Origin of the sequence: Bradyrhizobium sp. JYMT SZCCT0428 (assembly GCF_018131075.1) — a bacterium.
In the GTDB taxonomy this organism is placed as follows: Bacteria; Pseudomonadota; Alphaproteobacteria; order Rhizobiales; family Xanthobacteraceae; genus Bradyrhizobium.
In genome coordinates, this window is the sequence record NZ_JAFCLS010000103.1 from 1 (window position 1) to 11,487 (window position 11,487).

Annotated in this window: 11 protein-coding genes; 5 read left to right on the forward strand and 6 right to left on the reverse strand. The window is 58.4% G+C overall.

The genetic code is table 11. From position 1 onward, the window contains the following. Window positions 1–896 precede the first annotated feature (896 nt). The 5 genes from JQ575_RS42605 to JQ575_RS46315 all read left to right on the forward strand — a co-directional run bounded on the left by JQ575_RS42605 (window position 897) and on the right by JQ575_RS46315 (window position 4,790). Complete coding sequence (locus JQ575_RS42605; protein ID WP_212039122.1) at window positions 897–1,634, forward strand: cache domain-containing protein; 738 nt, start codon at window positions 897–899, stop codon at window positions 1,632–1,634. Window positions 1,635–1,700: 66 nt separating this feature from the next. After that, a complete protein-coding gene (locus tag JQ575_RS42610; RefSeq protein WP_212039123.1) occupies window positions 1,701–2,798 on the forward strand; it encodes a sensor domain-containing diguanylate cyclase in 1,098 nt (365 codons plus the stop codon). A 352-nt stretch (window positions 2,799–3,150) separates the two neighbouring features. After that, window positions 3,151–4,368, forward strand: coding sequence for a calcium/proton exchanger (gene cax, locus JQ575_RS42615; protein ID WP_212039124.1), 1,218 nt, complete (start codon window positions 3,151–3,153; stop codon window positions 4,366–4,368). Further along, window positions 4,347–4,547: a hypothetical protein gene (locus JQ575_RS46310; RefSeq protein WP_312016131.1), complete on the forward strand. Its 201-nt coding sequence runs from the start codon at window positions 4,347–4,349 to the stop codon at window positions 4,545–4,547. Before cax ends, JQ575_RS46310 begins: the two co-directional genes overlap by 22 nt. A gap of 3 nt (window positions 4,548–4,550) precedes the next feature. Further along, a complete protein-coding gene (locus tag JQ575_RS46315) occupies window positions 4,551–4,790 on the forward strand; it encodes a potassium channel family protein (protein ID WP_312016132.1) in 240 nt (79 codons plus the stop codon). Window positions 4,791–4,813: 23 nt separating this feature from the next. Here the strand turns inward: JQ575_RS46315 and JQ575_RS42625 are convergent, their stop codons facing one another. The 6 genes from JQ575_RS42625 to JQ575_RS42650 form a co-directional block, all read right to left on the reverse strand. After that, window positions 4,814–5,260 carry a hypothetical protein gene (locus JQ575_RS42625; RefSeq protein WP_212039125.1) on the reverse strand — a complete coding sequence of 149 codons (447 nt, stop codon included), beginning with the start codon at window positions 5,258–5,260 and terminating at the stop codon, window positions 4,814–4,816. Window positions 5,261–5,812: 552 nt separating this feature from the next. After that, window positions 5,813–6,631: a polyphosphate kinase 2 gene (ppk2, locus tag JQ575_RS42630; protein WP_212039126.1), complete on the reverse strand. Its 819-nt coding sequence runs from the start codon at window positions 6,629–6,631 to the stop codon at window positions 5,813–5,815. Between the two features lie 18 nt (window positions 6,632–6,649). Then, complete coding sequence (locus JQ575_RS42635; protein WP_212039130.1) at window positions 6,650–7,156, reverse strand: hypothetical protein; 507 nt, start codon at window positions 7,154–7,156, stop codon at window positions 6,650–6,652. A 393-nt stretch (window positions 7,157–7,549) separates the two neighbouring features. Then, a complete protein-coding gene (locus JQ575_RS42640; protein ID WP_212039127.1) occupies window positions 7,550–8,404 on the reverse strand; it encodes a metal-dependent phosphohydrolase in 855 nt (284 codons plus the stop codon). 93 nt (window positions 8,405–8,497) lie between these two features. Next, window positions 8,498–9,763 carry an ABC transporter substrate-binding protein gene (locus tag JQ575_RS42645; RefSeq protein ID WP_212039128.1) on the reverse strand — a complete coding sequence of 422 codons (1,266 nt, stop codon included), beginning with the start codon at window positions 9,761–9,763 and terminating at the stop codon, window positions 8,498–8,500. A 23-nt stretch (window positions 9,764–9,786) separates the two neighbouring features. Further along, on the reverse strand, window positions 9,787–11,487 hold a 1,701-nt coding region (locus tag JQ575_RS42650), incomplete at its 5' end, for an adenylate/guanylate cyclase domain-containing protein (RefSeq protein WP_212039129.1).

Sequence of the window (11,487 nt, forward strand, 5' to 3'; positions counted from 1 at the left end):
GACACATGACTTGCACCCGACCGCAAGCCGCACGTCAGATTCTTCTTGCAATGCGGGCGTCGTCCACACATGACCCATAGCCGTCCTTCGCGCATGTAGCGCTTGCGATGCACTATTCGCACCTGCATATGTGCGACTGCCATCTCCCCACTGCCGTCCTACCTCGCCGAAGACGCGGTAGTCGGACTTCCCTTTAATGATGTGGCCGCCACGCGGATATTTCGGTGTCGACCGGAAGTGACTGGCCGACCGTCAAAATGACGCTATTGACCCCTTCCACGCGTCCCCATTTAACCGTTTTACTACCAGTTGGTGTCAGCCTAGCGCCATTGCAGATAGGTCGCGACGAGTGGCAGCGAATTCCGAAAGGCTTTAACCCGACCAGCCCGGTTGGCGGTCTCTCCGTGGGGCCCGGTATGATCAAAGGTTTCGCATTTGCAGTCTTGGTGCTGCTTGGTGCAATCTAGATCAGTATCTCACTCACGGTAGGTATAGCGACGCCGCCATGTCGATGGTGCGACACATCAGGCACTCTTTTCGCGTTTGAGGTGCCTGGCGTGAGATGGGCAAGGCCGCTGCAACACCTTAGCCTCGTCCCACATCGCGCGCATCCAGACGCCGCGCACCTCATCGGTCGTCAAGATCACCGGCATGGCCTTCAGGTGGATCGGCTCGAGGACGGCGTTCGACGCCTGGGTCAGGAACCGTAGAACGAGGTGAGGCCGGGGGCCGGTTTCAACTTCGGACCGCGGTCGCATTTTGCTGCCGATTGGGAAGCGCGAGCCATTTGCCTCAAATTAACGGTGCGAGTTGGAACTCGGCTCTACTAAAGAAGCCGAAACTCGACGTTGAGACGGGTCCCGTAGTCTGTCCAGCAAACAAAGACTGAGCATGTCGTGCCCAAGGTCGTTAAGTCGCCATTAACCGTCATCGCGGTGCTACTCTGCCTCACGCTGGCGAGCATCTGGAGCCTGATCGCCTGGAAGTCGGTCCAGGCGCGGACGGCAGCGTTTGCCAAGGCGGGGTCCGAAACGCTGGGGCTGACCCATTCCTTGGCGCAGCACGCCTCGAAGACCTTCGGCGCTGTCGCGCTGGCGCTGTTCGGCGCCCGACAGTACGTCGAGCACTCCGACAGATCGGCGCGCGCCTCGGCGGAGATCAATGACTTGTTGGCGCAATACGTGAAGAACGTCCCTCAGGTGCGCGAGCTTGGTGTTCTCTCAGACAGCGGCAGCTGGATTTACTCGTCCTTTGAAACCGTGCCGACAGTGAACAACGCGGATCGCGACTACTTCAACTATCACCGGTCGCATCCCGAGGACGGAAATGCACGGATCAGCGAGCCGCTCATTTCCCGCGTCACGGGTAGGCCGACCCTGCTAATGACGCAGCGTCTTTCGCACTCCGACGGATCCTTCGCCGGCGTGGTGTTTGCCGCCGTGGACCTTCAATATTTCCGAACCTTCTATGGTGGCTTTGAGGCCGACCAAACCCGTTCGATCACGCTGATGAAGACTAACGGCAAGGTACTGATCCATCGGAACGAAGGTGAAACCGGCAAAGACGTGGCCGGAACTCCTCTAATCTCCAGCCGTCTGAAGAACTCCGCCAGTGGGCTTTATTCGATCGTCTAGCCCTTCGACGGGCAGACAAAGCAGTTCGCCTACGAATTGCTGCCGGATTTTCCGATCGTCATCAGCGTGGCGGTGGCCGAGGAAGCGATATTGGGCGCATGGCGAAAGGACCGGAGCTTCGACGTGTTGCTGGCGGGCGCCATCTCCTCGCTCCTGGTCGCGTTGGGTGGGGTTCTCGCGATGCAGTTCCGGAAACGCGCCGCAATGGCGAAGATGCTGCGCGAACGCGAGCGCGGGTACCGGCTGCTCGCCGAGAATGTTGAAGACGTCGTGACCCGCGTCGATATGAACGGGAAGCGGCTGTACATCTCGCCCTCGATCGAGAAGCTGCTCGGCTGGTCGGCCGCGGAGATCATCAGTCAATCGGCGTACGGCAATCTTCACCCGGGCCATCGGGAGATCGTCAAGACCGTCCTTGAGGGACTGGGACCCGACAATCCGACAGCCGCCTGCGAGTACCTCACGTGCCGCAAGGACGGGACCTATGTCTGGGTGGAAGCCCAGATGAGCTACATCGCCGATCCAAGGGAACCGTCTCCGGAAATCGTCGCCGTCGTAAGGGACATCTCCAAGCGAAAGGCTGCCGAAGAACAGCTGATGGCCGCCAACGAGCGGCTCAAGGAGCTTTCCGAAACCGACACTCTTACCGGCATCGCGAACCGGCGAAGGTTTGACGACACGCTCGCGCGCGAGTTCAACCGATGCCAGCGCTCGAAATCCGATCTTTCGCTCCTGTTCGTCGACATCGACAAGTTCAAGTCCTTCAACGACACCTACGGTCATGGAGCCGGCGACGACTGCATCCGCCAGGTTGCGGATGTGCTCGTGTCCAATTTGAAGCGACCCGGCGACCTTGTGGCTCGCTACGGTGGTGAGGAATTCGCGGTGTTGCTTCCCGAAACCGGTGCGGATAACGCTGAACTAGTCGCGGAAGCCCTGTGCCAGGCGATCGCCGATGTGGGGCTCGCGCACGCTGGAAGCAGCTATGGCCGCGTGACTGTCAGCATCGGAGTTGCGGGAGCTCGATGCGATGCGAGAACGAGCGCCGCATCGATTATGACGGCTGCCGACGGGGCCCTCTATGTGGCGAAGGAACAGGGTCGCAACCGTGTCTGCGTTGCTGCCGAAAGCCCGAGCCTGACGCTGGTACGGCCAGCGGGCTAGGCCTCGCGGAGACGCGTGCCCGCGATCATTCAGGATCGTCGCGGTCGCGGGCGCCTTACCAACGAGCTCCTACACTCTTGCGTTGGTTGTTTGAGTATGGCGCCCCAACACGCCTGCACCCCCGATTTGTGGAGACGTCGTACAACCGAGATCATCTATTGTCCCGCGCGGGTCCGGGCCGGCGCGAAACCGTCATGCGGCAGCAGCGATGTCAGCTTCTGAGGGTAGAGCGGACTTGCCCTAAACGGACATCAGCGGCGCGGCTTCTGAACCTGCCCCGCCTGTCCGATTTCGCATAGACAGTCGCTACACTCTCGTACAAATTTGGCCAACGCTTGATGGAGGGGGTGCCATGAATCCGTTGCTCAAAGAGATCCGTCACAACCCTCTGCTCTGGTTGCTGGCTTTCGTGCCCATTCTGTTCGTTGCTCAGAAGCTGAAGCCAGAAGCGCACACGCTGCTTTTTGTGCTCTCCGTCCTGGCAGTCGTGCCACTGGCAGCGCTACTCAGTCACGCCACCGAATCCGTGGCTGCCAAGACCGGCGATACCGTCGGCGGCTTGCTCAACGCCACGCTCGGAAACCTGACCGAGCTTGTCATCGCACTGACCGCATTGCATGCAGGGCAGTATATGCTGGTGAAGGCATCCATCGCCGGGGCGATCGTCACCAACACGTTGTTCATGTTGGGCGCGTCGTTTCTCCTCGGCGGGCTCAAGCACCGCGTGCAGGAATACAACAAGGCCAGCGCCCGGCTGCAAGCGGGCCTGCTCTTTCTGGCCACGGTCGCGATCTTGATCCCGTCGGCAGTCACCGAAGCCGATTCCGTGGCGGGCTCGGCCTTCACCGAGACGCTGAGTGTTGGTCTGTCCGTGTTGCTCATCGCCGTCTATGGCCTCGGCCTGTTTTTCTCGCTCAAAACCCATCGCGAGTTTTTTGCCGGTGCGGAGCACGCGGAGGCGGGCGAAACGCCGTGGCCGCTGGGCCTGGCGCTGGCCACATTGGCCGGCGTCACCGTACTGGTCGCACTGGTGAGCGAAGTATTCGTCGAGTCGGTGCAGCACGCCGCGGTGGCATTCGGGATGACCCCTGCGTTCGTGGGCTTCATTGTGGTGGCACTGGTAGGCGGCGCGGCGGAGATGGCCTCAGCGTTTTCCGGCGCGCGCAAAAATCGGCTGGACCTGAGCGTGGGCATAGCGCTGGGGAGCGCATCCCAAATCGCGCTCTTTGTCGCGCCGGTGCTGGTATTGCTCAGTTATGTCATCGGCCCGACACCGATGAGCCTGCAATTTTGGCCGGGTGCCGTCGTCATGATGCTCATCGCCACCATGACCGCTTCGCTGGTGACCAACAGCGGACGGTCGGCATGGTTTGTCGGCGTGCTGCTACTGATGGTCTATCTGATTTTCGCCATGACGCTCTACCTGTTGCCGCCCAAATCAGCCAGCGAAGGCGCAGCACCGCACAAGACAACTGAACGCTTGATCCAGCGCGCACATGACGAGGGCAAGTTCACGTCACTTGACGCCACCGCGCCGGAGCGATCCTTATGCTGCGCCAATTTCTCGTAAGTATTGCGGTCAGCGCGGGCAACATCGCGATCCACGCAATTGTGATGGCCGCCGTCCTGTGGGTGGCGCGCATCGCGGAAGAGCGCGCCACGTCGCGCCCATCACTTCGACTAGTTGGCGTCATGATCGCGACCGTATCGGTCTTGATGGTCGCGCATATCGCTGAAGTAGCCGTTTAAGCATTGACCTACAGGATCGTGGGGGCGGCACCGCCTGGCACTGATTTCATCTATTTTGCCTTTGTAAACTACACAACGCTCGGTTACGGCGACGTGACGCCGGTTGAACGCTGGCATTTACTCGGGCCAATGACGGCGATGAACGGCGTGTTGCTGTTCGGCTGGTCGACCGCCGTCATTTTCGCGGTGCTGCGGGCAGCAATGATGGCCCAGACCGAAAAAAGCAAGAAAAGCCTATCTTGATGACTCAAGAGAATGCATCGCAATCATGAAGGGCACCGGAAGTACTCGGTCTTGAGCTCCTGCATTCCGGGGAACAGGCGGGTAATCTTGTTTTCATTGTCAATCTTGAGGCTGAATTGTACTGTCGCGAGCGCCACATCGGTCGAACAACTGGCAATGAGGTGCAACACGTCACCGTCTTCCTTCGGTGTCTTGATGAGGCAGGTCGCGATTTTTCCCCTGAGCCTGTTTTTCTCATAGACAAATCCGCTGCCATACACATCCGCATCCTTGGCGAATGCCAGTTTGGCACCACTCCCTGTAAAGATCTTCTTGCACGCCCCAGCATCAGTCACCCAGGCCCCGGTCAAATCCCTTGACTGGGCTGCAGATGCAACAATTAGCGGCCCTATCAAAACGGCAAATATCCCGATCGCGAGACGAATGCGATACGTTGGGCTAAACCATATGCTCCGAACCGCTTCAGCCATGTCTGATTCTCCGTTGTCGTCGCTTACGAGGTTGGCGCTCTTCCAAGCCCGGTCGGGATAGAATCAGGGCTTGGCAGCAACTGGACATGGCAGCCTCCATTGCTCCCGTGGGGGCGCGCTGAAGGTACCAAGCTTATTCGATGAAGATCAAGGAGCCCGACGTCAGGCCTGATCCTGCTGTCCTGCTGCGGCATACCCGAAAAGGCGTCGGTCACGGACTGTTGACAGCAGCTCATTGTGACGCAACCTTGCATCAAGTGCCGCAGGGCATGGAAGTCAATTTGAGGCGACGCAAGCAATGAAGGTTCGTTTTGCAACGATTTGCGTGATGCTCGCATTGATCGCAATGCCGGCGCACGCGGCGGGCCGCCCAAGCTCAGAGGATCTCGCCGACTGCAAGGCCCTCGCGGACCATGCCGCCGAGCTTATTCGCGCCGGTCAAACAGTCATCACCACCCGCAAGCAGCTTCGGCGTTGCGTGAGCGGCGGCGTGCGAGCCGGGCAGCAGGCGGCAACCGAAACTGACAACGCCGCGGCCCAAGCTCCGAGTAATCAACCTGCCACCGGAACGATTCTCAGAGAAGCGCGAAGCGGCTTGCCGGGGGTAACCTTGCGTTTCGGCAATTTGACTTCCCCTCGGGGCACTTTCTTGTAGGGAATATTTGAGAGCAGATGCGAGATGATGTTGAGTCGCGCCTGCCGCTTGTTGTCGGAGCGCGCGATAAACCATGGCGCCCACGCGGTGTCGGTTGCCTCGAACATGTCGTCTCGACACCGCGTGTAATCATTCCATCGCGTGTAGGAATCCAAATCCATCTGGGACAGCTTCCAGATCTTTCGCTTGTCGTCGATCCGGGCTGCGAGCCGGTTGGTTTGTTCCTCCGGACTGACCTCAAGCCAGTACTTGAAAAGTATAATTCCCGCTTCGACCATGGCCTTTTCGACGTTAGGGACCACCCTCAGGAAAGCCTTGGCATGATCCTCCGCGCAAAAACCCATCACCCGTTCGACCCCGGCGCGATTGTACCAACTGCGGTCGAAGATCACGATCTCTCCCGCGGAAGGAAAATGCGGCACGTAGCGCTGAACATACATTTGTGATTTCTCGCGTTCCGTCGGAGCGCTCATGGCAACGACGCGGAAAACGCGCGGGCTGACTCTTTCGGTGATGGCCTTGATGACACCTCCCTTGCCGGCGCCGTCTCGTCCCTCGAAGACCACGCAGACCTTCTTGCCCTCGTGCTTCACCCATTCCTGAAGTTTGACGAGTTCGACGTGCAGCTTGCGCAACTTCTCCTCGTACTCCTTGCGCTTGAGTGCCGGAGCGTTGGTGTCCTCGCTCTTGCGCTTCTTCTTGGCTACCTGGTTCATAATTCAGTCCCCCAGCTGTCAGCGCTTCGCTTCTTCCCAAGTCAGGAAAAAGCCGACATCTCCCGGCATGCCCGCCGGCCAATCCACGATCATCGCCTTCAGGCCGTAGCCTTGGGGTTGCAGGTGGTCGCGCCAGAACTCGAAGGCTTGAAGCGGCCTGCCGAGCAAGGTGGTCGGCCATCCCTTTTCCAGATTGTTGAGCGCGCGCCCCTTGTCCGAGCACAACGCATTCGGGAAACGCATGACCAGAACTTCCTTGTTGCCCTTTAATGCAGCGTTCCTCAGTTGGCCGAGCACCCGCCGCTTTACCTCGGCAATCTTTTCAGGTGTGACCGCGACAGGCTCCATCAACGACTTGATGAGCTCCGCGCGCGCTTTGGCGGCCATATCACCGACGTCTTTCGACACCTTGGCCATCTCGGTCTTCATCACGTAGTTGCGCAGCTCCGTAGCCGACATGAAGCTTTCGTCTCCAAGCTCTTGTGCGGAGTCCGAGCTACCTTGTTGGATCGTTGACTGTGACATGAGTAACTCCACTTGGTTGAGGAGCAGGATGATGGTGTCCTGCATGCGGTACATCAGTCACGATTGCGCTTGTGCGGTGCAATAGCCTTGAATAGTCGCTATACTAAACTGCTTTCCGCACAATTGACTATGCGAAATCCGGCCGTTCTCGCTGTCCTATGTGACATGACATTGGAAATACACGATGTCCGCCCGTAAGACTGGAACGGACATCATTCCCTAGTCTTCCTGACTGACGAGTTTGCTCCCCTGGCGCAATTTTGCTCGCAAGGCTACATAGCCTGCTGGAGTTATTTCCATGCGGCTATAACCTTCACAGTTGAGCTCTCAGGAAAGTGCGGAGAAGCCGCCCGATCTGGCGAGGGACCGAGAGATTCCTTACGCTCGAAATTTCTATCGCTGTGGCCCAGACAGCTTCACCTCGCGTTCAGCCCGAAAAACGTTGCTGTGGAGGTTCGCGATCCATTGGCGACCCCTGGAAGTCGCATTGAGGTAGCGGATCGCAAGGTGTATTTGCGGCGCGACATTGGTCAAGTAGAACTGCGGAAACTTATAGACGATGTCGGCAGGCGTTGCGTAGCCTAGCCTGTTGTTCAGGCCGATCTCCTCGAATTCGTAGAAAAGCGCATTAGATTTCCGCATGTAATTTGGGTCGCCTAGCTGGCCGATCAAGTCGGCTGCCCGCAATAGTAGCCCTTCCTCTTCATTAAGATCGTCGGTGTCGGCCTTCGGTGTCGTCTCATAGGGAAAGCGGGTGTATTCGATCGCCTTGGCAATTCTCGACGCGTCAACTCCCTCCACCGCATCGAACCGTTCAATCACAAAAAGCTTTGAGCGATCGACGTGGTATGGTGCGAGCGCGGCGTCTGAAGATCCAACGGGCAACTGAATTTTGCGGCCGCTGACGTCCGCAACATACGCGTCATCCTCGTCGCCCTGGACGATGCCGCGGACGTAACCGATGTCATGGGTCAAGCACGCTAAGATGAAATTTGTGTAGTCGTCTGCCGTGGTGGCTCGTGCCAACGCACGGCCAATCAAGAGGTCGTGGCCCACCAGGGTCACGAGCATCGTATGTTCGATGTTGTGGTACAATGCGTCACTGTTGCCAATGCACTCCAATGCCAGCTTGGCTGCAAAGGGCAGGAGCTCTGTCAATCCAGCCTGCGAAGCCACGAATCGCCCTCTAGTTTCCTGCGCTAGGAATGAACCCAAGGCTTCCGCGGTGAGTTGAGGAATTGTGATCATCTGGCTCCTCATGCTGTGGTTTGCATCACGATCGATAGAGCGGTTCGCGCGAAAATATCTACCGCTTGCGCCGTGACGATCGAAGTAATCCTATCACCAATCCTTGTATGTCGGCTCGATGCACCCGCCGCAAACCCAGGGAAATGTCCAATCGGCGATGCGTCGGGCGCTTTCGGGAAGATATCTGCTCCAGACCGAAGCCTTGATCGGACTGATTGAGCGCCAGACCACGTCATAGCTTCCGGAAGCCTCGAGCTTGCCGATCATGACTGGCTTGGAGAGATGATGGTTGGTGTTCATCACAACTTCAAAGCCGCTCGGCGCCCTTACGCGCTGCCCGTACATGGCTTGTCGGACCGCATTGACGTCGGGGGTGCCGGCCTGGCTGACGGCCTGCGCCCACATCCGAAAGCCGATAAGGGTCGCCTCCATCGCATCATTTGTGGTCTTGTCACTCTGTTCGTTGAAATTTGACCACATCTTGATGAACGCGTCGTTTTCTGCCGACTTCACGGACTGAAAATAGTTCCGCGCTGCCATGTGGCCTGCGAGCTTGCCGAGGTCCACGCTGCGTAATTCACGTTCGCTGACGGAAAGCGCCATAAACGGTATCTTGCTCGCGTCGACCTGTTGCTTGATCAGTTCAGCGTACAAATGCGTGTTTGATTCACCGGTAACGGTCGAGATTACCGCGGTCTTCTTTCCAGCCGCGGCAAAGGCCTTCACGCTTTCAACGATCTCGCGCCAGTCGGACTGATGCGGCGACGCATAGATCGACGTAATGTCCTCCGGGGCCACACCCTCGACCGCGAGATAAGCGCTCAAGATCTGATTGGTCTTGCGCGGATAAAGATAGTCGGTCCCAAGCAGAAACCATCGGCGAACGTTGCCGCCCTCCTTGCTCATGAGATAACGGACTGCCGGAATGGACTGTTGGCTCGGCGCGGCACCCAGGTAGAAAATATTGCGGGAGCTTTCTTCGCCTTCGTATTGAACGGGGTAGTAAAGCAAGCCGTTGTGTTGCTCGAAAACGGGGAGAACCGCCTTTCGGGAAAGCGAGGTCCAGCAACCGAATACCGCGGCGACCTTTTCCTTGACCAGCAGATCGCTAGCCTTCGCAGCAAACGCGCCCCAATCGGACGCGGGGTCAACGACGATCGGCTCCAGTTTCTTTCCAAGCAGCCCACCTTTCTTGTTCTGGTCCGCAATCAGCATGAGCACCGTGTCCTTAAGGACGGCTTCGCTGATTGCCATCGTGCCGGTCAAGGAGTGCAAGATGCCGACCTTGATCGTATCCTCGGCGGCGCGAGCGGTCGGAGCGGCGAAGCCCAGCCAGACCGTGAACATCATCGACAGCATGACGCTAGAGGTCGGCGTCCGTTTCATAATGAAGCCCCGACCAGTTCAAAAATGCGGGTTTCTTTTGTCATGCCCTTGGCCACAATGGCATCCAGAGCCCTGAATTTGAAGAGACCCTCAACTCGCCGGTACACATCTTCGCTGACCAGGATCGTTGTCCCGGTTTGCTTGTTCAGGCCTTCAAGACGCGCTGCCAGATTGACGGTGTTGCCAAGTGCCGTGTAATTCATGCGCTCGGTCGATCCAACATTGCCGACCACGGCTTCGCCGACATGTATGCCGAACCTTGTAATGAACGGCTGCAGTCCGTCGGCTTTGAAGTCAGCGTTAAGGCGATCACCGGCAGCCTGGGCTGCCAGCACCGCGCGGCAGGCTCGCGCAACGTGGTCAGGCTGCGGGTGTGGCGCATTCCAGAACACCATCACGGCGTCGCCGATGAACTTGTCGACTGTGCCCCCTTCGGCGAGGAACGCCTCCGTCATCACGGAAAAGTATCGGGACGTTTGCTGCATCAGCACGTCTGGATCAGCTGACTCCGCAATGGTGGTGAAGCCTTGGACGTCGGTGAAGACGAGCGTGATATCTTGCTTTGCGCCGCCGAGCCTGGTCGAAATGGAATTGTCGATCAGCCCGCGGACGATCTCCTTAGGAACAAAGTGCGCGAACGACCATATAGCCCTCTGGGCGAGGTTCATGGTGGTGCCCAGCGCGTCGATCTCCCTGATGTAGGACGTCACCGGCACAAGTTCGGGTTCAGCCAGGGTCTGCAATTGGCGGGCCTGCGCGGTAATCTGCTGGATTGATCGAGACATTCGGCTGCCGAACATCCAGACAACCGGAATGAAGCCCGCGCCAACCAGGATCGCGAGAACAAGCCCGTTGAACTGCAGCTTGCGGACGTTCTGGACGAAGTCATCCTGGGCCGCCAGCATCAATATGCTGCCATTGTAACGTTCGCCGAGCACGAACTTGGTCACCTTGAAGAGGAAGCCTTTGCCCGTTCCGTTCTCAATACTCCCTTCGTAATTGTCTTTGTTGTACGCACCGCGAATCACTGTGGCCACGATTCCGGTATTGAGCTCATCAATGCTGGGTAATGACGATCGCGCCGGTTGCGTCATCGCACTGGATACCAGAGCTGAATATTCGGGGTGGGCGATGATCGATCCTGCCTGATCAAAGATCATCACCGTGCCATGCTGGCCGGGTCGTTGGGCCTGGACGAATTCGCTGAACGTATCGAGCTTGAGATCGGCGGCAATCACGCCAGGCACCTTGCCGCGTAGCGGCGCGCTGACGGTAATGACTGGCGCGCCGATACTGAAGGAAAGATAGGGTTCTGAAACATACGGTCGGTCCGCCTGCATCGTCGCCCAGTACCAGGAACGTTTACGGGCGTCGTAGCCATATTTCCACAAATCGATCTCATCGATCTCGTTGCCCTGCTTGTCTTGGAAGATCCGTCGTAGCGGCAATTGGCCCGCGGCGGTTGGGCGAATGAGATTTATCGCGATGTCCGCGTTCGCAGGTGCACGCAGGCGCTCGCGCTGCTCTTCGGTGAGGTCGCTGATGCGCCTCACCTGCAGCCAAGCCCCGTTCTCAAAGCCAGCATAGATGCTGTCCATCTGCGGCAATTCCTGCAGTGCGGCCTTGAACAGCGGAATGGCGCGGCCGGTCTCGCTTCGTTCATCTGAGTCGGCCACGCTTGAGCTGGTGGCCAGCAC

What these genes read in the sequence shown, in the direction of transcription:
- ppk2 (WP_212039126.1), bottom strand. Translation starts at nt 6,631, where the DNA reads ATGAACCAGGTAGCCAAGAAGAAGCGCAAGAGCGAGGACACCAACGCT.
- JQ575_RS42635 (WP_212039130.1), bottom strand. Translation starts at nt 7,156, where the DNA reads ATGTCACAGTCAACGATCCAACAAGGTAGCTCGGACTCCGCACAAGAG.
- JQ575_RS46310 (WP_312016131.1), top strand. Translation starts at nt 4,347, where the DNA reads ATGCTGCGCCAATTTCTCGTAAGTATTGCGGTCAGCGCGGGCAACATC.
- JQ575_RS42640 (WP_212039127.1), bottom strand. Translation starts at nt 8,404, where the DNA reads ATGATCACAATTCCTCAACTCACCGCGGAAGCCTTGGGTTCATTCCTA.
- cax (WP_212039124.1), top strand. Translation starts at nt 3,151, where the DNA reads ATGAATCCGTTGCTCAAAGAGATCCGTCACAACCCTCTGCTCTGGTTG.
- JQ575_RS42645 (WP_212039128.1), bottom strand. Translation starts at nt 9,763, where the DNA reads ATGCTGTCGATGATGTTCACGGTCTGGCTGGGCTTCGCCGCTCCGACC.
- JQ575_RS42625 (WP_212039125.1), bottom strand. Translation starts at nt 5,260, where the DNA reads ATGGCTGAAGCGGTTCGGAGCATATGGTTTAGCCCAACGTATCGCATT.